The organism is Photorhabdus bodei, assembly GCF_003287735.1.
Taxonomy (GTDB): Bacteria; Pseudomonadota; Gammaproteobacteria; order Enterobacterales; family Enterobacteriaceae; genus Photorhabdus; species Photorhabdus kayaii.
The window spans coordinates 1-22367 of sequence record NZ_NSCM01000057.1; the positions used below are offsets into that span (position 1 = coordinate 1).

Here is a 22367-nt window from a genome sequence, read left to right on the forward strand (position 1 = left end):
GGCTGATTGGTTTTTATGCCGAAAATAAAGGAATACACCTTAATTATCAGGCAAATAGTATCAAATCAAGAAGAGTCATCTCTCACCTAACATTAGCGGAGAATGTATTACGCCATTCTCCGCTAATATTATTTGAAATAGTGCTTAATAAAACACTCAAGCACCTCGCCAAAATCTACCAAAATATGGTTTTGATTTATTAGCGCTGATTTGTGGGGATTCCTCAGACCATAGCGGGCTGTTTGATACATGGCTTCCCGTACATAACGGCTATCTGGAGTCACAAAAACATCTTCAGCACTTTGAATTGCGCTATCTTCAAATGGATCACGAAATAAACCAAAGTGCTTTTTCGTAGCTGGAAATAACACTTGTTTTTTTAGTAACATGTATTCCTCCTCAGAAATGAGGGTTGTATTTTTATTATCGGTATCTGATTTATCGGTTGTTTGTACCACCTCAAAACTTTTTGCGGTATCGATACCTCTTTTTGCCAAGAAATCAGTAATACGCTGACGAATTGCATCTGCGTTCTGTCGTGGCCATATATTGTGGTTAACAATTTGAGCCAACGCCGCCGCTGAAATTCCTGCCGCACTTGCGGCTGCACTTTGCGTTAACTGATGTGCCTGTAATTGCTGTTTAAACACCAGCATAATAATCCCCCGTTAAGCGGCTATCTTTATTTCTGCATATGCCATTGATAATAAGAGATAGCAACATCACTCCCTGGCAAAATATCCTATATACTTCCTACGTTATAATGAGTTTCACGAAAATAAATTGGGTCACTTTTATAAATAAATCTCAGTTGTATTTTGAATTGTCAATGAAAGTAGTGGATCATGAACTTTAATTGCCATTTTTCTTTTCCTTAATATACACCATGAAAAACTAATTACCGTTAACAATACTGCGTGCAACAGTTGTTGATTTCCCCATGAATTCATCAACCAACTCATCAATTTGATCTGTTGGAACACCATTAGGAAAGCGTTTAACTATTTGCTGATAAAATTCACCACGCCATGTCTTACCATGTGATTGGAACCGTTCACGTAAAATTTTGACAACATCAACGGGGTTCATAATCTGTTCAATTCGTGGACTATGTACCGTAGAGGCTTGTCCACGTTTTGGCATATACGTTGGCGCATCATTACGTTCAATATCCAAATATGGATCAAACCGACCATTGAGGGGAAGTGTTTTCAATTTACGTGCTATTTCAGTTTCAGCCGTGCTGTTTGTCCCCATGATTTTTTGTTCAACTTCGGCTAAATTACGTTGTGCAATTGTTTGAGGAATGGCTTGGAATTCACTACCAATTACAGGTGCGCCGATGGCAAAGCCGTACTCATCTTTAGTGACTTCATTAACAAGATGGAAAGCATCAAAACCATCTTCACCAGTAATGACTACCTGTGCTTCTTCGTCACGCCACGGATTGCGGGTGATCATGATTGAATCACCAACACTCACGCTAGGAACGGTACTGACGTCATACTCACGTCCCCTGAAAGATACTCTCAAGGTTGACTGTACTTTACGGCTTTCTGGTGCACCAATTGCCAATTCACGACAAACGTTAATGGCAGGTGCTTTTACTAACTGTTCTGCTGTGATTTTTAGCCAGCAATCTGTACGGGTTTGTCCATGTCGGCTATGTATTGCACTGCGGTTAAATTTCATACGCCATAGCCGTGCCAGACGGTTAAGTTCATCAATATCATCAACCTGTCGAAAACGTAAACCGGATTCGAAATTGCGTTCGATGATGTCACGCGCTTTTTCAACAGAGCCCGTAGCACGGGCGTTACGGGCCTTGTGTTGTATCATTTGAATGCCTAGGGCCTTACACAAGTTACGTAGTGTAGGTGCTGTCAAAGCTGAACCGGGGTCAGTAAATAAAATTTGGGGTACACCGTGTAACACATCTGCATCACCACGATCTTGCATTGCGTTAATCAATACAGAAGTAAAATTCTGACTGGTTTCACCGCCAAATAAGTATTCAACATATATCCAGCCACTTGTGTGATCTGTTAGTTCAAACGACCAGACGCGATCATTAATGATACGAGCTAGATTTTTAGGCTTATTTTTATTAAATTCAGCCACAGGCATCATGCGTAACCCACTGTCACTTCTATTGTTTTTATTAGGATTTTTTAGGTAATACAGTACACAAATTGAGGCGTCTAATTCCCAGACATGATTGGGATGCAGGCTAGCCAATTGTAGGCTGGGCGCAGGCACTTTCAACTGTTCAGGATGAAGTTTGTACTGGCGCAATGCACGACTAATAGCGTCAACGGATAACGGAGAAAATTCGCCCGTTTCAGTATCAATATGGCCTGCATTAATCAGGCCATTTGAACGCAGATCATTAATGGCCTGTTCGAAGCTATATAACCGTTTCCCTGTATTACGAGTGGCTTCCATCAATACCCCTGAGATTAGAGTTGCTTCTTCACGTGTCAGCGCGCTATTACCTGCATCAGAACGTTTCTTGCGTGGCTTTTTGCCAGAAACTTCACCAAGTTTTTTAATCAATGTTGAACGTGACATACAAAGCTCTTCACAAGCCGCCCGATATATTGCTTCTTTACTGCCATGTCCGGCTTTATGTGCTGCCTGTGCAATAGAAACTAATCGTTCGGTCATTGTGGTATTCATGTTATTGCCCTTATTTCTTCAATTTCTTTTCAAGCATTTTTTTCAATTCAGATTTATTCATGTGCCTCTTCCTTATCCATCCATTCTGGTCGTTCGAATCTTTCCTCTTCTGCTTCCGCACCTTCTTTAGCCCAATCAGGAACAATGCTGTGTTCTCTGTACTCAGGCAGATTAAAGTGATTACGTAGGTTACGAATTTTGACTTCAAGGTCATCGAGTACGCCTGCCATAAACCCAACATGACTAATATCGGTGCGTGTGGTATGGTCATTAAGCGTTTCAAATCCATTGAAAAGATTGGTGATAGCGGCATCAATAGCAAAAGACAATGAATTAACCTCTTGTGTCAAAGCTGCACCTTCTTCTTCCGGTTTTTCATGATTGATTCGGCGCTGAAGTTTGTGCTGGATTTCAGATTTCTCCTCAATCAAACTACTAACAAGTTCCTTTTTTTCTTGTACCGTCTGGCGTGAAATATCCAGATCAGCACGTGTATCACGCAGGGCTTTACGTAGTTCGCGGACAGACATGCGATCAATATCATCTAATGTCAGACCAGCTACAGTGCCACCTTCAGCCAATTCAGACAGTTCATCATCGTCTTCAAGCATCAATTCATACAGTTTGGAACGTCCCAAAAGCGAAAACGTTTTCGCTTTTGTTTCTAATCCAGGTGAAAGAAATTTGAGTGCAGCTTGTGCCATTTTTTGGGCAATACGGGGTTCCAGACCGAGTTGATCCTTAACGATGTTAACAAACTCGCCATGAGGTTCATTCTCTTTAAGAATAATGAGGCGCTTCCCAGCTTCTAACATCGCTTCAGCACTCTGAGCCATGTAGAAACGGGTTTCATGGACGATGCGATCACGTTCATACGGCAAACCATCACCAAACTGTTCCATGATTTGCAGACGGTGTGTTGTCATAGCGTTGAGATTGACCTGTAGATCGTCGGCAAGTTGAACATCTTCGGCCAGTTTTACTGATGTTGTATTTTTTGAGCGTGCCATTATATAAATCCCCTGTTAATTAATTTCTGCTACCAGCGAGAACGCGCTGATTCATTTCCGTAATTCTAGCCTGGGTATTAGCCATTTCATTTGAGAACGATTGTGCTATTTGTAGTAATTGCATACCTGGTGCATATCTGCCGCTACTCAGTTTTTGCGCCAGCCCTTCTTCTATTAATGTATTTAGTGCACGATTAATATTTGCGGGAGATTCCCCCAGTAATTCCGCTAATTCACCATTACTCAGCCCAGACAAGGAATGACCGCGTAGAGCCTTAAGAACCCGTAATATGCGCGTACCAGAACTGGAAACGTTAATTTTGCGCATGTCACATTCTCCCTTTTCAATATGTGATAATCTGTTACATAGAGTGATAAAATAGTTAGGCAATATTTGGAGTTTTTAGGCCAAGTTTTACGGCTATCTCATGGGCTTTTCCGTAATTAGCTTTGGATTGACCATTAAGAACGCGGTATACAGCTTCGCGCGAATAACCGTTCTCGTTTGCCCATTGAGTAACTGTGATACCGTCTTGCTGAAAACGCTGTTTAATTTTCTCCGGTGTCATTGTTTTATCTCCAGTCGTGCAATGATAGTGTTTTGATATATGCTAAATTATGTGAACTTTAATTCTCTTTGTCAATGGTGGATTTGTGAACTTTGATTCTCTTTGTGCGACCCGTCTAAAAAAAGAAAGAAAACGCCTGTCTTTAAAACAAGATGAGGCGGCTCAAATGTGCGGTGTGTCACGTGAAATGTGGAGCAAATACGAACGTGGTGTAGCCGTTCCTGGTGGTGATGTATGGGTTGCATTTGCATTGGCGGGAGCGAATGTTCAGTTTATTCTTACAGGCATATCCTCCTCCAATGTTGTATTATCTCCAGATGAATCTGAGTTGGTTCAATACTATAGACAAGCACCATTAGCTCTTAAGGTTGCTGCAGTAGCGGCCTTACAGTCAGGACTTTCGAACGTTAGTTCAACAAAGCAGAAAATAACAGGTAATGGAAACCGAATTGCAGGCAGGGACTATAACGAGCATAAAAAGTAGTTGTGGTAAAAATGTAGTTGCAATGGAGGTCTCATTTGAAAATTAACGGGGATAACAATCGGGTCGCGGCTAATGATTATCATGAGTATAATTATAATGGCCCGGAGCCATGCCCATATTGTGAACAGCGATATTTGACACCAGGTCGACAATATTGCCGACATTGTGAAGCTGAGTTTGAAGATGCAGAACAACAACGTAGAAATCAGGAAATAGATCTACGATTTGCGTTGATATTGGTTGTTGCTGTTTTTTGTATAGGAGCCATATTTCTTTTACTTCTTACGTTTGGTCCAGAAGAATGGCAGGCAGGAGCTGCACTGGGAATGGGGGTATGTTATTTCATTATAGTATCTATATTACGGAAACATTAATTTTAGATTCATTATTTATCAATTTCACTTGGGAGATAACATCTATGTTGAAGTTACATGGTTCAGTTACGATAATTTTCGTATTTATGATATTTGGTTGTGGTGAAATGGATATACAAAAAATAGCAGATACATCTACTGTTTCCACATTGAAATTTATAGTTAAAACAGATAATCCATTAGTCCAAAAGTTATTGCCAACTATTAGGAAAATGTGCCCAGGATTGGATAAATATGCTGATCAATTTACTGACATCACAGTTTACGAAAACAGTTATCCTTCACGCACAACTATCAAATTCCATATTGATGAAAATGCCAAACTTCTCAATGATTATATGGCTAATGGAAATAATTGTTTTCTTGATATAGAGGATAACGAAACAGTTTTATCTATATCTAAATCAGCTTGCCAATCTGTTTGTTTAGATCAACAGAATGTACCTAGTGGAACGTTGAAATTGAAAATTTAGAAACAAATAGGATATTTATGTCTACTACAAACATAGAAAAGTTTAATGAAATTGTAGGTATTATATTTGGGAAGCTATATGAGTCATTTCCTTTAAAGATAGATCTTTTATCTATAGAGGTAATCGGTGAACCCCTTCAATATTCTGATGGAATATACTCTGACGAACTTTGTACTACAGTAGAAGATCATAGATTCTTTCTGGATACAGTGGATTGGCTTATGACAAATGGTTACTTGGCAGGGACTATGAGCTCAGCAGGTTGTCATAGAGCCGTATTAACTGCTGAGGGTTTAGAAGTTCTCAAAGCAATCCCTGATAGCTTAGAAACCCCATTAGGTGATCGCATTAAGGAAACATTGAAGACTGAAAGTAAAGAAGCGTTAAGGTCTTTAGTGAGCCAAACTCTCGGAATAGGCTTACAGTTTGTATCCCGTTCTATTGGCTTAGGTTAAAGGTAAAAAATGGCAAAGCAAATATATTGCCTTGCCATTCTCGGTTATTAGAAATTACAAATAATCAGCTCTTTACTCTGTTTAACTTTCCCCGTGACTTTCAAGTTGTAACCGATATTGACTGCTTGCATTTTCAATCCTTTGAATGCCTTACGCATTTCTGGAATATCGTTCACCGAAATTACCATTTCCCCTCGGATGGTATGTGCTAGTTCTGCTAACAGATCATAGTTATCAAGCTCAAACTCTATGCCATATCCCTCTGTACCCCAATACGGCGGATCACAGTAAAACAGCGTATGTGGCCTATCGTACCGTTGGACGCATTGTGCCCAGTTCATATTTTCAATGATCGTTCTTGCCAGTCGCAGGTGAGCCATTGATAGATCTTCTTCTATTCTGAGCAAATTAAATCGCGGTGGGCTGGTGGTGGAAGTACCGAAAGTATGTTCTGCTACCTTACCGCCAAATGCCTGCTTTTGGAGGTAGTAGAAACGCGCTGCTCTCTGAATATCGGTTAGCGTTTCTTCGGGGGTAATCTGCAACCATTTATAAATTTGGCGGCTGACCAATGCCCATTTAAATTGCCGGACAAACTCTTCTAAGTGATGTTTTATCACACGATAAAGATTCACCAACTCACCATTAATATCATTAATCACTTCACATTTGCTCGGTACTTTTAGGAAATACAGCGCAGCAGCACCACAGAACGGTTCGACGTAACAGGTATGTTCAGGAAATAACGGTAAAATATGTTTTGCTAATCGGCGTTTACCACCAATCCACGGAACGATGGGTAAAGATTGTTCTTTCATTATCCGTAAGCCTTTTCCATTAGCTGAAAATGAGTTAGGCTTTTCCGGTCATCAATAATCAATAACGGAAAGAGCCTCGGTTGACTCACAGTACATACCTGTGAGTTGATAGCCTACCCAGTGTTCGAGCGTTAGGCTGGTCGCTCTTATCCTGTCTTTTACTTTTCTGATGCGCTCTTAACGCCCTTTAAAATCCTTTTCCCGATAAATTGGCAAAACTGTTTCCATCAACAACTACGGAGACAGTTCAGTGAAAACTTTCAAATCGTTTGTATCACTTATCAAAAAATTACGCCTCGGTGGCTGGTTGTTAACAGCTGTTCTATTGCTGATCACTATCGGTTTAGTTTCCCCTCAACAAGTCCCTGTCGTGATCTACAAATTGTCGCTTATTGCTCTGGCTGTTGTTTTGGGGTACTGGCTAGACCGCAGTTTATTCCCGAAAGCAAGGCCCGGTCAGTATCTGAAATATGATGAAATACTCATGAAAGAAGGAAAATATCCCGTTCAGACTGGCTACCATGTGGTGTTTGCTGCCGTTCTGATACGCCGTGCACTGATTGTTGCCGCCACCTGTCTGAGCGTAGCTACAGGGTTGTGATTATGAATTGGCGGCAGATTATCAGAATTGTACTGTTGTGGTGTGGCGGAATGGTCAGCTCAGCATTGGCTGACGAACCACCACACCGTTCGCAGCAATACCGCAATGACTTGATACGTGCTTCTCGTGTGATCTGGGGATTGAATGCACCTGTAGCTGATTTTGCCGCTCAGTTGCATCAGGAGAGTGACTGGAAATCACGAGCTATTTCTCCTGTTGGTGCTCAGGGTATGGCCCAGTTTATGCCCATAACAACGGATTGGATTAGTCAACGTATTCCTGAATTATCCAATAAAGATCCCTTCAACCCAATCTGGTCTATACAGGCAATGGTTCACTATGACCATTGGCTATGGCAACGCATTAAAGCTGCCGATAAGTGCCAAAGAATGGCGATGGTGCTGTCTTCCTATAACGGAGGCTTAGGCTGGTTACTACGGGATAAGAAGAAAACCGAGGCAGTTGGTCTCAATCCGTGGATCTGGTTCGGTCATGTTGAATCTCAGAATGCTGGCCGTAGAGCGTCAGCATGGAAAGAAAATCGACATTATTCCAAGCATATATTACTGGAACTCGCACCTCGTTATTTGGCTTGGGGAGGTACCAACTGTGCCAATTAAATTGTGGGCTAAACCTGTTTTATTGATTTTGTCGCTAATCGGCATGTTCGCTTTAGCTCACTGGAGAGGTCATACCACGGGCTTTCAGAAAGCAACGGAGACAGGAAACACTGCATTAGCACAGCAGAAAGCCGAATTTCTTCAGCTGGAAAAGCAATGGACAGAGCGGGAACTGTCAGCACTCAATGCCTTGCAACAACGTTACCAAATGCAGGTCCACTCAGCGCATCAGGCAGCAGCCAATTATCTCAACGATATTGAACAACTCCGCACTCAGAACCAACAACTGAAGAGGAAAATTGACCATGTTACCCAGAGTTGGATGGATGAAAAACAACAGTTTCATCCTGTTAATTGTGTGTTTACTCGTGGCTTCGTGCAGCAATACAACGCCGCCCTCGGCCTGTCCAGTGCACAAACTCGCTCTGCCTCCGTTACCTCCGGCGCTGATGAAACGTCCCGTGGAAATGAAAGCTCTGATGCCCAACTACGGCCATCCGGTATCACGCAACGAGATATCCTCGCCAATATCATCGACAACGGGGAACAGTGTCTTGCATTGAAAGCTCAGGTTAATGGTTTGCTGGATTACATCGAAGGATTACAACAATGACATTACAGATTGAATTTTGGGCTGCCGTAGGTTTTCTGCTCTCTTTCCTCGGTTTCATTTTTGGCATCGCAAAGTGGTTATTCAGCAAGGCCGAAGAGCGGCAGGAGGAAAGACACGCCTCGTTAGAGCAAGCGCTTAAACATTCCGTAGACAATTGGTCTCAGCTCGAACGTGAGTTTATGCAGTTTAAGGCTGACTTGCCGCTGAATTACGTGCGCCGTGAAGATTATATTCGTGGTCAAACAGTAATTGAAGCCAAGCTGGATGCGCTTTACAGCAAATTAGAGATGGTGCAGCAGCACCGAATTGCCGGAGGTAAAAATGATTGATGTTGCTCGTGTTCGTCGTGAATCATTGCGCTGGAGTCTGTTGGTCGCACTGAATAAAACCCGCCCATATACCGCCAGTGAAACTCTGTTATTGGATATATCTCGCGCGATTTATCCTGACGTCACTGCATTGGAATTACGGAAGGAGTTGGATTATCTGGCAGACCGTAAATTAATTGACCTCAATAAACAGCCATCGGGTAGTTGGTTTGCTGACTTAACTCGTATTGGTGTTGATGTTGTTGAATATACGGTCGAATGCGGCCTTGGTATTGCTCGTCCTGAAAAGTACTGGAGTGAATAATGGCGCGTCGAAGCACAATCGATAAACTCCCAGAAGACGTTCGGCGCTGGTTGGAACGGGCGTTGACTGAATCAGGGTTTAGTGGATACCAGGAACTTGAAACCTTGCTGCGTGATCAAGGTTATGTAATCAGTAAGTCCGCTATTCACCGTTATGGACAAAAAATAGAAAAGCGATACGGTGCAATACGGGCGGCAACAGAAGCAGCACGGATGCTCACAGAAGGTGCCGTGGATGATCAAGATGCACGTTCTGAGGCGGTGATTGCTTTAATTCAGACTGAACTTTTTGAAAGTATTATTCAACTTCAGGAAGCTGAAGACGGAGAAGTTGCGCCAAAAGAGCGCGTTACACTGCTTTCAAAGGTGGCAAAAAATGTAGCTACACTCTCTCGCGCTAGTGTGAATCTGAAAAAATTCCAATCTGAAGTCCGGGCACGGACTGAAGCTGCCGCAAGTAATGCAGAGAAAATTGCACGCAAAGGTGGATTATCTGCCGAAGCAGTTGCTGCATTACGTCGGGAAATATTGGGAATTGCTACATGAGTCAGCTTGCACCTGTTCTACCAGATACTTCCTCAATAGCAGCACCTGTCGTCTTATTGCCATACCAGCAACGATGGGTGGCCGACTCATCTCCTTTTAAAGTCAATGAGAAGAGTCGTCGAACGGGAATTACTTGGGCTGAAGCGTCAGATAATGTACTCATCGCCGCATCTTCTGCCGCTGCGGGTGGTATGAATGTGTATTACATCGCCTATAACCAAGATATGACCATTGAATATATTCAAGCCTGTGCAATGTGGGCTCGTGCTTTCAACTATGCAGCCAGTGAAATTGAAGAAGGGTTCTGGGAAGAAGACGAAGATGATAAGCACATCAAAACTTTCACTATCAAATTTCCAGACTCTGGATTCCGTGTAGTGGCGCTTTCTAGCCGTCCGTCTAACTTGCGTGGCCGTCAGGGGATCATTGTCATTGATGAGGCTGCTTTCCATGAACAGCTCGATGAATTACTGAAAGCGGCACTAGCCATGCTTATCTGGGGCGGTAAAGTGCGAGTGATCTCCACCCATAACGGGGATAGCAACTTGTTTAATGAGTTGCTGAACGACATCCGGGCAGGACGTAGAGATGGCGTTATCCACCGTATTACCTTTAAGGAAGCTGTGGCTGAAGGACTATTCCACCGTGTCTGCTTACGTACCGGACGTGAATGGTCACAAGAGGCTGAACAACAGTGGATGATGTCGGTGTATAAGTTCTACGGAGCTGGGGCATCAGAAGAATTGGACTGTATTCCTGCTAATGGTGGCGGAGCCTGGTTGTCCCGCGCTCTGATTGAATCTCGGATGTCTCCCGATACGCCAGTGCTGCGACTAACTTGTCCGAAAGGATATGAGCTTAAATCCGATGAAATACGCCGCACAGATACCGAAGAGTGGCTAAAAGCCAACCTGAAGCCGTGGTTGGATGCATTGCCTTCTGATGCTCGTTCGTTTCTGGGACGCGATTTTGGCCGCAGTGGAGATTTATCTGTGGATTATCCATTGCTGCAACAAAAAAATCTGGTACGCAGAGTGCCGTTCGTGCTGGAGCTGCGCAACGTGCCATTTAAACAACAGGAGCAAATCACTTGGTATCTAATGGATGGACTTCCTAATCTGCTGGGTGCAGCCTTTGATGCCCGTGGTAATGGTGCTTATCTGGCCGAATATGCCATGCAAAAATATGGTGCCAACCGTGTGCAGCAAGTCATGCCCACCGAAGGTTGGTACCGTGACAATATGCCTCCGGTGAAGGCTGCGTTGGAAGACGGCAATCTGGAGGCGCTGCCAAAGGATGAAGACACTTTGAATGACCTAAGGGCAGTACAGGTTATTAACGGTGTTCCCCGCGTACCTGATCAGCGCTCAAAAGCAAAAGCGGACGGCGGCAAGCGCCACGGTGATGCAGCGATAGCCCTTGCCCTAGCCTACTTCGCCAGCCGTGAAATTAACAAAGGTCCGGTGAAAACAAGTTCCCGCCGACGCCGTCAGTCTGCACGTATGCTGGAGGGATACTAATGGCTCGTGGTATCTGGGTTTCACCAACAGAATTTATTAACTTTTCCGAATCAAAGCAGTCGCTTACTGAGCAAATTGCATCGCGTAACCGTTCCATTGACTTCTACAGTCTGGGGACATATCTACCTAACCCTGATGCTATTCTCAAAGCTCAAGGACGGGATATTCGTATCTATCGTGAATTACGTACTGATCCTTTGGTTGGTGGATGTATTCGCCGCCGCAAGGCCGGAGTGAAAGCACTAAAACGTGGTGTAGAACGCAGTAATGCCCCTGTGAGAGTCTTTAACTTTATCCGCGACATGCTCACGGATTTGGATATGTCACGCATCATTGGCGAAATGCATGAAGCGGTTCTGTATGGTTATCAGCCTTGTGAATTGATGTGGAGTCAGCATCAATCATGGTCAGTGACGGATATCGTTAGCAAGCCACCTGACTGGTTCCACTATGATCGTGATAACCAACTGCGTTTTCGTGCTCGTGATGCAGGCGTTGAGGGGGAACTGGTTCCTCTCTATAAATTTGTAATGCCACGTCAAGACGCCACTTATGACAACCCTTACGGATTCCCAGATTTATCAATGTGCTTCTGGCCCGTCACCTTTAAGAAAGGCGGCATGAAGTTTTGGGTACGCTTTGCTGAGAAATATGGTTCACCGTGGGTAATTGGAAAGCATCCACGAGGTACTCCACAAAGTGAAATTGATCTGTTATTAGATTCGATGGAAGCGATGATTGATGATGCAGTTGCCGCCATTCCTGATGATTCCTCCGTTGAGATTAAAGAGGCAGCAGGTAAATCAGACAGCAGTGATATCTACCAGAACTTAATTACCGTCGCTCGCAGTGAGATTTCCATTGCGTTACTGGGACAAAACCAAACGACCGAAGCAAACAGCAATAAAGCCTCTGCACAAGCGGGATTGGAGGTAACGGATGATATTCGTGATGCTGATGTTGACGTTATCACCAGCGCCATTAATCAGGCTATACGCTGGGTCGTAGAACTGAACTTCGGTAACGTTGAATGTCCGGTCTATCGTCTTTGGGAACAGCAATCGGTTGATGAAACACAGGCTAATCGTGACGTTAAGTTGAGTCAGGCTGGTGTCAGATTTACTCCGCAATACTGGAAACGCGAATATCAATTGCAGGATGGGGATATTGATGAAACAACCTTGTCAACCACGCCTATGCCACCACTCCCACTGGCGTTCTCTGAAGCTGTTAACGCAGATTTAGCAGCACAGGACACCTTAGATGAAGCGCTGGATATTTTGATGAATGAAGGATCATTGAATGAATCGTTGGAATCTCTGCTGGTTCCTTTGTTTCATCGTGTTCAAAACGGTGCTAATCCCAGCGATCTTATAGGAGAGTTAGCCGAGCTTTATCCACAAATGGACGCAGAGGGTTTGCAAGAGCGGCTAGCACGGGTTTTGTTTGTGTCTAACATCTGGGGGCGCTTGCATGAGCATAACCACGCCTGAACTGGCGTATTGCATGACATTACCTCCCAAGCGAGCCATTGGTTATCTGCAATCTAAGGGCTACAAGATAACGTGGGATTGGGAAGAACTTTGGCAAGAGACTCATGCCCGTACATTCACGGTGGCGAAAGTCACGCGTTTGGATATTCTGGAAGATATTCGCCAGGCGCTACAACAGGCACTAGATGAAGGCAAGACTGATCGTTGGTTTCGTCAGGAGCTGGAGCCAACATTAAGACGTAAGGGGTGGTGGGGTACGAAAGAAACCGATGACCCCATTACAGGGGAGCGTGTCACTGTTCAGCAAGGTAGCCCGTGGCGCCTTGATACTATTTTTCGTACCAACATGTCGGTGCTGTACAGTGCGGGCCGTTGGGCCGAACAAATGGAAAATATTGATGACAGACCGTACTGGATGTATACAGGGATCAACGATAACCATACACGCAAGAGCCATCTCGCATTACATGGTTTGGTATTTCGCTCTGACGACCCATTTTGGCAAGCCTTCTACCCTCCTAATGGCTGGCGTTGCCGTTGCAGTGTAATTGCCCTCAGTCATGATGATGTTCGTGCCAGAGGGATAAAAGTTATGCATTCAGGTAAAGCAATGGGCTGGGAGTTGAAATTGGTTTCACAAAAAACAGGTGAGATGCAGCCCGTTGTTACATTCAACACCGGCATAACAAAAGTGGCGACTGATGTAGGTTGGTCATATTCGCCGGGGGCAGCATATCGTCCCGATTTGGCCAGATATCAGGGGGAGCTATCTGGACTGGCCCGCCGCGAACTGGGAAGACAGAATGAGTAATATCACTATCACCATTAATGATGGAGACCTAAGACGTGGACTGCGGGCATTAGAATTGGCTACTAATGATCTGACACTTGCCATGCGTAAAATTGCTGGAACATTGTCAGCAGAAACCTCTTTTAACTTTGAAGCTGAAGGACGCCCAGCATGGATACCCTCTGTGGCTGCAAAGGAACGTGGTGGTCAGACACTGCAAAAAACTGCTCGTTTGATGCGTTCAGTCAGTACCCGATATGATTCCCACACGGCAGTTGTCGGTACAAACTTGGTCTACGGGCGTATTCATCAATTGGGAGGTAAAGCTGGCCGCAATCAATCTTTATTGCTACCAGCCCGGCCTTATCTGCCCGTAACAGAACAAGGAGAATTATCACCAGAAGCAACAAGAGCCGTATTAAGTACCATTCAACGACATCTTGAATCAGCGTCGCATCGTTAAACTTTGCCTCCCTATGCAGGTGATTTACCATTGTCATCCGCAAAAAACTTTATAAAGCGTTTACAGACTCAAATTTTCGGTATCTAATTGCATGCAGTTCTCCACTTTCCTATTTCCTTCCCCAATCCTTTTCTAAAGCAGATTAAAAGTAGTTTTTTCTGATTGTAGTGAAACTGTCTCTATCAACGTAATAGAGGTAGTGAAATGAAGTCACTTCACATTTTCAAATCCGGTACACATACCGATATGAATGGCAAACAATTGCCGTTCAGCCCCGCAGATTTGCAAGCTTGCGCAAAGGCTTATGACTCATCGTTGCATGAAGCACCGATTGTGATTGGGCATCCAAAAGACAATTTACCCGCCTATGGTTGGGTTAAATCGCTGACGTCTTCTGGTAATGATTTGATTGCAGAACCTCAACAGGTTGATGTTCAGTTCGCTGAACTGGTCGATGCAGGCCGCTATAAAAAAATTTCTGCTTCTTTCTATTTACCTGATTCCCCAAACAACCCTAAACCCGGCGTGCTCTATTTGCGTCATGTCGGCTTTTTGGGTGCGCAGCCACCCGCCATTAAAGGACTGAGACAAGTTGAATTCAGCGAGCAAGAGCATGGTGTCGTGGAGTTCTCTGATTGGAGTGACATCACCAACGCTTCACTTTGGGGGCGTCTGCGAGAATTTTTGATCAGTAAATTCGGTGTGGACGAAGCAGACAAAGCGCTTCCTTCTTGGCAGGTAGATTCATTACGTGAAGAGGCTTATAGCACGACTCAGCCTGATCCTGCCTTTCATGAACCCAATAACACACATCAACATGGGGAAAACAACGTGATAAATGAAGAAAAAAAGGCGCTCGAAGATGAAAACACCCGCCTGAAAGAACAACTTGCAGCACGTGATGCCGCAGAAGTCCAACGTAGACAGAATGAACGACATACTGAAAATGTTGCGTTTGCTGAAAAGTTGGTAAAAGACGGCAGGCTGACACCTGCTGCCCAACCTATCGTAGTTGCGTTACTGGACACAGTGACTCAGGGTGATTCGCCTGTCGAGTTTGCTGAAGGTGATGTGAAAAAGCCACTGGCTACCGCGTTTAAAGATCTGCTGAGTTCTGCCCAGCCGGTTATTGACTTTGGCGAACATGCAACGAAAGACCGTGTTGACCAGAATACATCATCAGATACTGCTGAGTTTGCCGATGCAGATCCTGAACGTCTGGCGTTGCATCAAAAAGCCGTCACTCTGGCGAAGAAGGAAGGTATCAGTTACGACGCAGCCGTTGCCCGTTGCCTGTAACACTGCGACCGTAACTATTGAGGAGAGATAAATGTCTGATTATTTGAAAGGCAAACGTATTGTTGACCCTGTACTAACCAGTGTTGCGCGTGGTTATAAAAATGCGACATTCATTGGCGAACATATTTTCCCTGTCGTCGAAATGGAGAAAGAAGGTGCTAGTGTGCCGACATTTGGCAAAAGTGCCTTTGTAGAATATGACACTGCGCGTGCTGTTGGTGCCAACAGTAACGTTTTGATCCGTGAGAAAAGCTCTTCGTTAGATATCGTGCTCAACGAACATGATCTAGCTGCACCTGTTGATTATCGCGAGAAATCAGAATCTTTATTTAATGAAGAAGCAAAGGCAATCCGCCGTTCCACAAATGGCGTGAATCTCAAGCGCGAACTGTATGCTGCACGATTGGCACAAGACCCTAAAGTTTATCTCAGTAAATCGGTGATAAGCCTGAAAAACGATACTCGATGGGTAGGCGGCAAAGGTAACCCAATCAAAGTCATTGAGGCTGGAATTGACGCCGTTCGTACTGCCATCGGTGTATGTCCTAATCTTATGGTTATGGGTGCTAGCGTGATGTCATTGTTGAAGTTCCACCCTGAAATTCAGGCGGCTATTGGAGCCAACGAACGTAAGCGTATCACAATAGAAATACTCAAAGATCTTTTCCAAATCCAGAACGTTGTCGTTGGTGAACCTGTTTCTACCCCAAGCATTAAAGAAAATCCTGTTGATATCTGGGCTGATAATTTGATGTTGCATTACGTATCACCTCCGCAGGCAGGAGCAGAAAGCGCTGATGAACATGAACCCTCCTTTGGCTATACATTTCGGCGCAAAGGGATGCCTGTTGCTGATAAATATGAAGGTGTTGGCGGCAAGGTGAATTACTGCCGTTATACCGATATTTATAAAGTTGCGGTTGTTGGCGGTGATGCTGGCTATCTGATTACCAATATTGTGAAGTAAGGGAGACACCATCATGGCAGTAACACAACAATCCGTATTGACGACAACAATTATCGCCAGTGCGGACATCATCCAGCATCGTTTAGTTGGTACTGATAATGCACCGTGTCAGGCTGGAGCCGTTGCACTTGGTATAGCTGAAGTGGATGCAAAGGCTGGTGATGTCGTTCCAGTTCATGTCTTGGGCATCATTGCTGTTGAAGCTGGTGGGCCAATAACCCGTGGGCAAGTCGTACAGTCGGATAAGGATGCCTGTGCAGTACCACTGAGTTCGGCTGAAAATGCTGCCAGAACATCTGTCGGGTTTGCGCTGGATGATGCCACAGCGGCAGGTAATATCATTCGCATCTTACGTGGCATATGACATGTATTGCTCATTGAAAGACTTGCAAGAGCAGATACCAACGCAATCATTGATATGGCTGTGTGACTGCTCCCCGCCGTAAAAAACGGCGAGGCTTCCCACTTCTCAGGCCGCAACCGTCTTTATGACGGATTTACACTGGCCTCCGTGGGCAGAAACGACGAGTCCCGCCGCCTGTAATTCCTGTATGCCCTTACGCTGGATGTTAAGCGCCGCATTGATATCGCGGTCATGTTCGACTCGACAGAAAGGGCATTGCCAGATCCGCTTATGCAGCGGCATTTCCGGCTCTTTGTGACCGCAGCAATGGCAGGTTTTCGAACTGGCGAACCACTGATCCAGTTTGACCAGATGGACGCCCGCCGCTGCGGCTTTGTATTCCAGTTTCTTGATGAAGCCATGCCAGCCCGCATCCCCGATAGCGCGGGCAATGCGGTGATTCTTCATCATGTTGGCCGATTTCAGCGTCTCAACAATGACCGCTTGGTTTTCGTCAACCATTGTTCGAGAGAGTTTGTGTTGAAAATCGGCGCGGGCATGGGCTACCCGCTCATGGACGGCCGCCAGACGTAAGCGGGCCTTGCCGCGGTTAGCGCTGCCCTGTTGTTTGCGGGACAGTGATTTCTGCTTTCGGCGCAGGTTACGGGCGGCGTTGATAAGGTGACGAGGGTTATTGACTTTCTCTCCGGTCGACGGGATAAGATAGTGGGACAACCCCATATCGCACCCGGTCACGCGGGTGATAACGTCCGGCTTTTCCGGCGCATTTTTACCATCGTCACACAGGATAGCGGCGAAATATTTTCCCGTGGCGGTGCGAGAGAGCGTAATGCTCTTCATTTCCCCTTTAATTTCTCGGTGTATACGTGCCTTTATCGGTGACAATTTCGGGATCTTGACAGCACCCTCCAGCACCTTCACCCCAACACAGTGGTAGCTGGATTGCTTGCCCTGTTTGCGTTTGAACGTGGGAAATTGGGCGCGCAACTTCGGATTGAAGAAGTTATCAAATGCAGTATGCAGATTGATCACTGCCTGCTGTAACGCAATGGAATCATACGCCTTGAGCCAGGCATACTTGCGGGATTTCTTCGCGACCGCCAGTAACGGTTTGAGGTCTTTGCGCGGATGTAAACTCACGCCGTGATGTTTGTAAGTATGCTTTTTGATGTGCAGCGCCTTGTTGTACGCAAAACGGACCGCGCCGAACTGGCCGTTAAGATACTCGGTCTGTTCGGGGGTGGGATAGATGCGGACTTTGGTCGCTCTTAACATATTTAGCGCTCATTAATTAAAGTGCATTCATTTTAGCCTGTTTTACCGGTAGATATCCATCAGTCAGGATACGTCGCAGTAGCCAGACCTAAAGGAGGGAACTGAACAATGAAATACCTCTATACAGGCCCAGCAGGCGGCGTCACTTTAGCTGATGGCACCGAAGTCTTGCTCTGGTCAGGAAAAACTGTTGATTTACTGGAGCAGCATGATTATGCGAAGACATTGATCGCGCTGCGATATCTTCATCCACTGTCAGAACAGCAAAAAAATATCCTGAAGAAAAAAGAAAAGTCTGAAGAGGTCACTGATGGCCGCTAATTATTTGCATGGCGTCGAAACTATCGAAGTCGAAAAAGGCTTGCGTCCTGTCAAGACAGTGAAATCCGCCGTGGTCGGCAATTGGTACTGCACCGATAGGGCCAGTAAATGCAGTGACACTTTGTCTGTCAGAAAAAGATGCAGCTCAATTTGGTACTCAAATGAATGGTTTTACCATCCCACAAGCACTGGATGCTATTTATGATCATGGTGCGGGAACTGTGCTGGTCATTAACGTTCTTGATCCTGAGGTGCATAAAGCTAATGTTGCCAGTGAAAGCATTACTTTTGATAAAACCACAGGAACGGCGAAACCGCCGCGTGGCAAACTGTGACACACATGCGTAACTTCGAGAACGTGCGCAGAACGGGAGACGTGATTAATGAATCCCTGCGTTACTTCAGTCAGCAATATATCGATATGCCGATCACAGCAGCGCTGATAGATGCCCTGACAGAATCTGTGAATGCCTATGGTCGTAAATTGATTGCCGATGGTGCTTTGTTAGGATTCAAATGCTGGTTTGATCCGACCCATAACGAAGAAACAGAGCTGGCATCAGGTCATCTGTTATTCAGTTATAAATATACACCACCGCCACCACTGGAACGACTGACATTTGAAACTGAGATTACCTCTGAATATTTGCTGAATTTAAAGGGAAATAATTAATGGCCGGAAAAATAGAGATTAACCGCATCACCAACGCCAATATTTATATTGACGGCAATAACCTGTTGGGACGTGCTGAAGAAGTGAAACTGCCAGACGTTTCCATGACCATGCAGGAGCATAAGGCGCTGGGGATGGTCGGCAAAGTAGAGCTACCGGCAGGCTTCGATAAACTGGAAGGCGAGATCAAGTGGAACAGTTTCTACCGTGACGCCATGTTATCTGCTGCCAATCCCTATAAGTCTCTGGCATTGCAGTGCCGTTCCAGCGTCCAGAAATTCAGTTCACAGGGGCGCATTGATGAAGTGCCATTGGTGACATATCTGACCATTTTATTTAAGAAGAATCCGCTGGGCACATTTAAGCAACATGAAAATGCTGATTTTTCCAGTAGCTTTACCAGTACCTATATTAAGCAGGTACTGGATGGTGAGGAGCTATTAGAACTGGATTATCTGGCCAATATCTTCCGTGTTGGCGGCATTGATCAACTGACCGATTATCGCATCAATATTGGAGGTTAAACTAAATAATGACTGCACTCGCTCCAAAGCCAGAAAGCTTGCCGACTTGATTGATAAGTGGACTCCTCCGGAAGGTTGGTTTTCCGATATCGGTGCAGCGAAAGGGAAAGAATATCTGATAGACTTTTTCCGTAACTGTAGAGGCTTTCGCACTCACTAATGACAGGGGCATCAGCCCCTTTCTTCTTTAATCCCCTTTAATATTTCCGTTTCCATACATGGATGATACTGAATGAAACTTACAGAGGAGTATCATCATGTCAACCACGACTTACCATCTTCAATTTCCCTATACCACGGCTGCTGGCGTTCGCATTGAAGAGCTTCAGTTATCACGTTTGAAAGTTAAAGATATCAAGGCTGCCCGGCGAGCCAGCGAAAATCCTACTGACTGGGATGATATTTTGATAGCACATTCGACAGGATTGTTACCAGAAGATATCGAACAGATGGATGTCGCTGATTATCTGGCATTACAGAAACGATTTCAGCAAGTTATCGGATTGGATCAGGGAAATAAAAACAGTGTGGCAAGCATCGGCGATGTTGGCACGATGGTTCCGGTTCCAGCCGAGCGAGATTGATAATCTGGCGCTGGATGAATTTGAATGTTGGTTGAATGAGGCCAACACTCAAATCAAACGCGAGAATGAAGACGGTTAATTAATACAGACAAATATTGCCATTAATAGTGTCTGGAATACTGGAAGTGAATTTTTCATTTTATTTCCCATTTAATGAGAGCTTAATTCGTGTCAACAGAATTTTCCATTGGTGTCATTATTGGTGGAGCCATTAGTAGTGCGTTCAGTTCTGCCATGTCTGGTACACGCCGTACTCTAGGAACACTGGGAGAAACGACTCGCCAACTGGAGAACCGACAGCAGGCACTGAACCGTGTTGTTGAACGTTACGGTCAACTTGGTTCCCGTAGTGCCCAGCGTTTGAATGCGGATCTACAACGCATCAGTCGAACACTGGAACAGTTGAACCGCCAGCAACAGCGCTTACAGTCTGCGGCTAGTATGAGTGATGCAGCCAAAGCGAATCGTATGGCGCTATATGCACAGGGAGCCGAAACCTATGCATTAACTCGCACGATATCCTCTCCCGTTGTTCAGTCCGTAACAAAGTATGCCTCTTTTGAATCAGGATTAAGGGATATAGCTGTCACGGGCAATTTGTCTCCGAAAGAAGAGCAAAAAATCGGAATCATCTTGCGCCAGAACGCCAAGCAAACAAACCAATTACAAGAAACTCTGCTGGAAGGTATTGGTACATTGGTTGCCGCCGGAAAATCTCCCATGAAATCGACCGATATGAGTAGATTATTGGGCCACATCGCCACGGCATCCAAAGCTAATATTAATGACTTAGCCAAAATGGCTCTGTCCTTTGAGTCCCTGAAAATTGAAGGCGATCAAGCGCTCAAGGAAGCCTTTAACCGAGCCGTTTTCGGTGCTAAATCGGGTCGTTTTGAATTAAAAGATCTCGCCCAATACTTTCCAGAAATGGCGCAGCAATTTGCTGGTAAGGGAATATATGGTCAGGAGGCAGTTTCACAGATTATAGCCAGCTTGGAAGTTGGCCGTGAAGGCGCAGGAACGGAAGGTGAAGCAGCTACCAATATGAGGAACTGGCTAGCTTCAATGGGACGTGGTGATATTGCCAAAAGATACGCTGAAGCTGACGTCGATTATCAAACCTCAATGAGCAGATATGTTTCTTCGGGGTACTCACAATATGAAGCCTCAATCATGATCGCAGACCGCTTTATCAAGAGTAAAGGCGCTGATCTCATGAAAGAGTGGAAAAAAGCGGGAGCCAGAGGTGATGAAGATGCACAGCGTATGCTCATGGAATCCTTCGGGCTATCCTCTATTTTCACCGACGTACAGACAGTCAACCATCTCTTGGCCATGCGGCAACGTTGGGGAGATTATCAGCGTATCAAAACAGGCATGGGGACTGATTCGGCACAAAAATCTGTTGATACCGATTTTGATAAACAGAACGATACCTTAGAAGCACAGTGGCGGCGTACTCAAATTGAGTTTAATGATTCGGCTATTAGCATTGGTCAGTCGCTGCGTCCAGCATTAATACAGTTAGCCGAAACTTTTATTCCATTGATGGATAAGACCGGAAAATGGCTGGCTGCTAATCCTGAACTCATCAGTAATGTTGTCACGCTGGTCGGCGGGTTCCTGGCATTCAAAGCAGCTTCAATCGGTGTCAGATTAGGTCTTAATCTTTTGCTTTCCCCTATAACTGATATCTGGAAAGGCGCAATGTTAATACGCACACGGTGGTTACTGCTTCGAATGGCTATCGGTAGTGGTGGCAGATTCGGTGTCATTGCAAACATCTTGCGGAAAATAGCCGGAGCAGCTCTCTGGTTGGGCAGAATCCTTGGTAGTGCTCTCTATAAGGGCTTGATGGTAGCTGGCAGAGCTATTTTATGGATTGGACGCGCACTATTAATGAATCCTATCGGATTGATCATCACTGGTATTGCAGTGGCCGCTTATCTTATCTATCGCTATTGGAAGCCCATCAGTAATTTCTTTAAACGGCTTTGGGTCTTAGTAAAATTCGCTTTCCAAATGGGATGGCAGGGAATCAAAAATATTTGGTCTAACGTCAAAGGTTGGTTTACAGCTCAATGGAATGACATTACCCTTCATTCCGCACCTAATTCAGGAATAAACCGCTTTATATTGTACGCCTAATAAACTCAAAAGCTCATGGTGGTAAGATTGCATTCCTGTCACCATTTTATGTTCTTGAAATTCAAAGGTGCT

Annotated in this window: 29 protein-coding genes and 3 pseudogenes; 25 read left to right on the forward strand and 7 right to left on the reverse strand. The window is 44.9% G+C overall.

Annotated elements, in window-relative coordinates:
• A pseudogene (locus CKY02_RS20675) lies at positions 1-203 on the forward strand (IS4 family transposase); the annotation flags it as partial.
• 24 nt (positions 204-227) lie between these two features.
• Here the strand turns inward: CKY02_RS20675 and CKY02_RS20680 are convergent.
• The 5 genes and pseudogenes from CKY02_RS20680 to CKY02_RS20705 all read right to left on the reverse strand — a co-directional run.
• Positions 228-656, reverse strand: a pseudogene (locus CKY02_RS20680) (hypothetical protein); the annotation flags it as partial.
• 238 nt (positions 657-894) lie between these two features.
• Positions 895-2679, reverse strand: coding sequence for a DDE-type integrase/transposase/recombinase (locus tag CKY02_RS20685; RefSeq protein ID WP_112896729.1), 1785 nt, complete (start codon positions 2677-2679; stop codon positions 895-897).
• Positions 2680-2732: 53 nt separating this feature from the next.
• The gene (locus tag CKY02_RS25005) at positions 2733-3689 is read right to left on the reverse strand and encodes a hypothetical protein (RefSeq protein ID WP_036777233.1); all 957 of its coding nucleotides are present in this window, start codon (positions 3687-3689) and stop codon (positions 2733-2735) included.
• Positions 3690-3708: 19 nt separating this feature from the next.
• The gene (locus CKY02_RS20700) at positions 3709-4017 is read right to left on the reverse strand and encodes a helix-turn-helix domain-containing protein (RefSeq protein WP_040153029.1); all 309 of its coding nucleotides are present in this window, start codon (positions 4015-4017) and stop codon (positions 3709-3711) included.
• A 55-nt stretch (positions 4018-4072) separates the two neighbouring features.
• The gene (locus tag CKY02_RS20705) at positions 4073-4258 is read right to left on the reverse strand and encodes a DNA-binding protein (RefSeq protein WP_112896730.1); all 186 of its coding nucleotides are present in this window, start codon (positions 4256-4258) and stop codon (positions 4073-4075) included.
• Positions 4259-4343: 85 nt separating this feature from the next.
• Between CKY02_RS20705 and CKY02_RS20710 the strand changes: the two genes are divergently transcribed.
• From CKY02_RS20710 to CKY02_RS20725, 4 genes are read left to right on the forward strand one after another with little or no spacing between them, the layout of a single operon-like run.
• Positions 4344-4742: a helix-turn-helix domain-containing protein gene (locus CKY02_RS20710; protein WP_112896731.1), complete on the forward strand. Its 399-nt coding sequence runs from the start codon at positions 4344-4346 to the stop codon at positions 4740-4742.
• 35 nt (positions 4743-4777) lie between these two features.
• Complete coding sequence (locus tag CKY02_RS20715) at positions 4778-5116, forward strand: prepilin peptidase (RefSeq protein ID WP_112896732.1); 339 nt, start codon at positions 4778-4780, stop codon at positions 5114-5116.
• Positions 5117-5160: 44 nt separating this feature from the next.
• A complete protein-coding gene (locus CKY02_RS20720) occupies positions 5161-5589 on the forward strand; it encodes a hypothetical protein (protein ID WP_146747481.1) in 429 nt (142 codons plus the stop codon).
• 17 nt (positions 5590-5606) lie between these two features.
• Complete coding sequence (locus tag CKY02_RS20725; protein ID WP_105395077.1) at positions 5607-6044, forward strand: hypothetical protein; 438 nt, start codon at positions 5607-5609, stop codon at positions 6042-6044.
• A gap of 47 nt (positions 6045-6091) precedes the next feature.
• On the opposite strand, the gene CKY02_RS20730 is transcribed toward CKY02_RS20725, so the two are convergent.
• Positions 6092-6862: a DNA adenine methylase gene (locus CKY02_RS20730; RefSeq protein ID WP_112896734.1), complete on the reverse strand. Its 771-nt coding sequence runs from the start codon at positions 6860-6862 to the stop codon at positions 6092-6094.
• A gap of 250 nt (positions 6863-7112) precedes the next feature.
• Here CKY02_RS20730 and CKY02_RS20735 point away from each other — a divergent pair, with 250 nt between their 5' ends.
• From CKY02_RS20735 to CKY02_RS20795, 13 genes are all read left to right on the forward strand, one after another.
• Positions 7113-7463, forward strand: coding sequence for a putative holin (locus CKY02_RS20735; RefSeq protein WP_112896735.1), 351 nt, complete (start codon positions 7113-7115; stop codon positions 7461-7463).
• Positions 7464-7465: 2 nt separating this feature from the next.
• Positions 7466-8083, forward strand: coding sequence for a transglycosylase SLT domain-containing protein (locus CKY02_RS20740; protein WP_112896736.1), 618 nt, complete (start codon positions 7466-7468; stop codon positions 8081-8083).
• Entirely contained in the window at positions 8073-8696 is a 624-nt protein-coding gene (locus CKY02_RS20745) for a hypothetical protein (RefSeq protein WP_113044107.1), read from the forward strand. Before CKY02_RS20740 ends, CKY02_RS20745 begins: the two co-directional genes overlap by 11 nt.
• On the forward strand, positions 8693-9025 hold the full coding sequence (locus tag CKY02_RS20750; RefSeq protein WP_112896737.1) for a hypothetical protein: 333 nt from the start codon (positions 8693-8695) through the stop codon (positions 9023-9025). Before CKY02_RS20745 ends, CKY02_RS20750 begins: the two co-directional genes overlap by 4 nt.
• The gene (locus CKY02_RS20755; protein WP_112896738.1) at positions 9018-9329 is read left to right on the forward strand and encodes a hypothetical protein; all 312 of its coding nucleotides are present in this window, start codon (positions 9018-9020) and stop codon (positions 9327-9329) included. The genes CKY02_RS20750 and CKY02_RS20755 overlap by 8 nt, the downstream gene beginning before the upstream one ends.
• A complete protein-coding gene (locus tag CKY02_RS20760) occupies positions 9329-9874 on the forward strand; it encodes a DUF3486 family protein (RefSeq protein ID WP_112879738.1) in 546 nt (181 codons plus the stop codon). Before CKY02_RS20755 ends, CKY02_RS20760 begins: the two co-directional genes overlap by 1 nt.
• The gene (locus tag CKY02_RS20765; protein WP_112896739.1) at positions 9871-11394 is read left to right on the forward strand and encodes a hypothetical protein; all 1524 of its coding nucleotides are present in this window, start codon (positions 9871-9873) and stop codon (positions 11392-11394) included. The genes CKY02_RS20760 and CKY02_RS20765 overlap by 4 nt, the downstream gene beginning before the upstream one ends.
• Positions 11394-12887 (forward strand): DUF935 domain-containing protein, encoded by a 1494-nt coding sequence (locus CKY02_RS20770; RefSeq protein WP_112896740.1) that lies wholly within the window; start codon positions 11394-11396, stop codon positions 12885-12887. Before CKY02_RS20765 ends, CKY02_RS20770 begins: the two co-directional genes overlap by 1 nt.
• Positions 12868-13698 carry a phage head morphogenesis protein gene (locus CKY02_RS20775; protein ID WP_112896741.1) on the forward strand — a complete coding sequence of 277 codons (831 nt, stop codon included), beginning with the start codon at positions 12868-12870 and terminating at the stop codon, positions 13696-13698. Before CKY02_RS20770 ends, CKY02_RS20775 begins: the two co-directional genes overlap by 20 nt.
• Positions 13691-14140, forward strand: a complete 450-nt coding sequence (locus CKY02_RS20780; RefSeq protein WP_112896742.1) for a phage virion morphogenesis protein — start codon at positions 13691-13693, stop codon at positions 14138-14140. Before CKY02_RS20775 ends, CKY02_RS20780 begins: the two co-directional genes overlap by 8 nt.
• Before the next feature lie 204 nt (positions 14141-14344).
• A complete protein-coding gene (locus CKY02_RS20785; RefSeq protein ID WP_112896743.1) occupies positions 14345-15439 on the forward strand; it encodes a peptidase in 1095 nt (364 codons plus the stop codon).
• A gap of 31 nt (positions 15440-15470) precedes the next feature.
• Complete coding sequence (locus tag CKY02_RS20790; RefSeq protein WP_112896744.1) at positions 15471-16406, forward strand: hypothetical protein; 936 nt, start codon at positions 15471-15473, stop codon at positions 16404-16406.
• A gap of 13 nt (positions 16407-16419) precedes the next feature.
• A complete protein-coding gene (locus tag CKY02_RS20795) occupies positions 16420-16770 on the forward strand; it encodes a DUF2190 family protein (protein ID WP_112896745.1) in 351 nt (116 codons plus the stop codon).
• Positions 16771-16875: 105 nt separating this feature from the next.
• On the opposite strand, the gene CKY02_RS20805 is transcribed toward CKY02_RS20795, so the two are convergent.
• A complete protein-coding gene (locus CKY02_RS20805) occupies positions 16876-18045 on the reverse strand; it encodes an RNA-guided endonuclease InsQ/TnpB family protein (protein WP_112896746.1) in 1170 nt (389 codons plus the stop codon).
• Between the two features lie 108 nt (positions 18046-18153).
• Here CKY02_RS20805 and CKY02_RS20810 point away from each other — a divergent pair, with 108 nt between their 5' ends.
• The 7 genes and pseudogenes from CKY02_RS20810 (at position 18154) to CKY02_RS20840 (ending at position 22295) form a co-directional block, all read left to right on the forward strand.
• On the forward strand, positions 18154-18366 hold the full coding sequence (locus CKY02_RS20810) for a hypothetical protein (RefSeq protein WP_112896747.1): 213 nt from the start codon (positions 18154-18156) through the stop codon (positions 18364-18366).
• A 113-nt stretch (positions 18367-18479) separates the two neighbouring features.
• Positions 18480-18701: a hypothetical protein gene (locus CKY02_RS26780; protein ID WP_420899238.1), complete on the forward strand. Its 222-nt coding sequence runs from the start codon at positions 18480-18482 to the stop codon at positions 18699-18701.
• Positions 18680-19039 (forward strand): annotated as a pseudogene (locus CKY02_RS26785) (phage tail sheath C-terminal domain-containing protein); the annotation flags it as partial. The gene CKY02_RS26780 and the pseudogene CKY02_RS26785, both read left to right, overlap by 22 nt.
• A complete protein-coding gene (locus tag CKY02_RS20820) occupies positions 19039-19563 on the forward strand; it encodes a phage major tail tube protein (RefSeq protein ID WP_011147613.1) in 525 nt (174 codons plus the stop codon). The pseudogene CKY02_RS26785 and the gene CKY02_RS20820, both read left to right, overlap by 1 nt.
• Before the next feature lie 257 nt (positions 19564-19820).
• A complete protein-coding gene (locus CKY02_RS20830) occupies positions 19821-20147 on the forward strand; it encodes a phage tail assembly protein (protein ID WP_023043990.1) in 327 nt (108 codons plus the stop codon).
• Entirely contained in the window at positions 20107-20226 is a 120-nt protein-coding gene (locus CKY02_RS26570; RefSeq protein WP_112896749.1) for a GpE family phage tail protein, read from the forward strand. The genes CKY02_RS20830 and CKY02_RS26570 overlap by 41 nt, the downstream gene beginning before the upstream one ends.
• Positions 20227-20315: 89 nt before the next feature.
• Positions 20316-22295, forward strand: coding sequence for a phage tail tape measure protein (locus tag CKY02_RS20840; protein WP_240002104.1), 1980 nt, complete (start codon positions 20316-20318; stop codon positions 22293-22295).
• The last annotated feature ends 72 nt before the right edge of the window (positions 22296-22367 follow it).

Coding starts and splice junctions, on each gene's coding strand:
- CKY02_RS20685 (WP_112896729.1), bottom strand. CDS start 2,679: ATGAATACCACAATGACCGAACGATTAGTTTCTATTGCACAGGCAGCA.
- CKY02_RS25005 (WP_036777233.1), bottom strand. CDS start 3,689: ATGGCACGCTCAAAAAATACAACATCAGTAAAACTGGCCGAAGATGTT.
- CKY02_RS20700 (WP_040153029.1), bottom strand. CDS start 4,017: ATGCGCAAAATTAACGTTTCCAGTTCTGGTACGCGCATATTACGGGTT.
- CKY02_RS20705 (WP_112896730.1), bottom strand. CDS start 4,258: ATGACACCGGAGAAAATTAAACAGCGTTTTCAGCAAGACGGTATCACA.
- CKY02_RS20720 (WP_146747481.1), top strand. CDS start 5,161: ATGTTGAAGTTACATGGTTCAGTTACGATAATTTTCGTATTTATGATA.
- CKY02_RS20725 (WP_105395077.1), top strand. CDS start 5,607: ATGTCTACTACAAACATAGAAAAGTTTAATGAAATTGTAGGTATTATA.
- CKY02_RS20730 (WP_112896734.1), bottom strand. CDS start 6,862: ATGAAAGAACAATCTTTACCCATCGTTCCGTGGATTGGTGGTAAACGC.
- CKY02_RS20740 (WP_112896736.1), top strand. CDS start 7,466: ATGAATTGGCGGCAGATTATCAGAATTGTACTGTTGTGGTGTGGCGGA.
- CKY02_RS20750 (WP_112896737.1), top strand. CDS start 8,693: ATGACATTACAGATTGAATTTTGGGCTGCCGTAGGTTTTCTGCTCTCT.
- CKY02_RS20755 (WP_112896738.1), top strand. CDS start 9,018: ATGATTGATGTTGCTCGTGTTCGTCGTGAATCATTGCGCTGGAGTCTG.
- CKY02_RS20760 (WP_112879738.1), top strand. CDS start 9,329: ATGGCGCGTCGAAGCACAATCGATAAACTCCCAGAAGACGTTCGGCGC.
- CKY02_RS20765 (WP_112896739.1), top strand. CDS start 9,871: ATGAGTCAGCTTGCACCTGTTCTACCAGATACTTCCTCAATAGCAGCA.
- CKY02_RS20770 (WP_112896740.1), top strand. CDS start 11,394: ATGGCTCGTGGTATCTGGGTTTCACCAACAGAATTTATTAACTTTTCC.
- CKY02_RS20775 (WP_112896741.1), top strand. CDS start 12,868: ATGAGCATAACCACGCCTGAACTGGCGTATTGCATGACATTACCTCCC.
- CKY02_RS20780 (WP_112896742.1), top strand. CDS start 13,691: ATGAGTAATATCACTATCACCATTAATGATGGAGACCTAAGACGTGGA.
- CKY02_RS20785 (WP_112896743.1), top strand. CDS start 14,345: ATGAAGTCACTTCACATTTTCAAATCCGGTACACATACCGATATGAAT.
- CKY02_RS20790 (WP_112896744.1), top strand. CDS start 15,471: ATGTCTGATTATTTGAAAGGCAAACGTATTGTTGACCCTGTACTAACC.
- CKY02_RS20795 (WP_112896745.1), top strand. CDS start 16,420: ATGGCAGTAACACAACAATCCGTATTGACGACAACAATTATCGCCAGT.
- CKY02_RS20805 (WP_112896746.1), bottom strand. CDS start 18,045: ATGTTAAGAGCGACCAAAGTCCGCATCTATCCCACCCCCGAACAGACC.
- CKY02_RS20810 (WP_112896747.1), top strand. CDS start 18,154: ATGAAATACCTCTATACAGGCCCAGCAGGCGGCGTCACTTTAGCTGAT.
- CKY02_RS20820 (WP_011147613.1), top strand. CDS start 19,039: ATGGCCGGAAAAATAGAGATTAACCGCATCACCAACGCCAATATTTAT.
- CKY02_RS20830 (WP_023043990.1), top strand. CDS start 19,821: ATGTCAACCACGACTTACCATCTTCAATTTCCCTATACCACGGCTGCT.
- CKY02_RS26570 (WP_112896749.1), top strand. CDS start 20,107: ATGTTGGCACGATGGTTCCGGTTCCAGCCGAGCGAGATTGATAATCTG.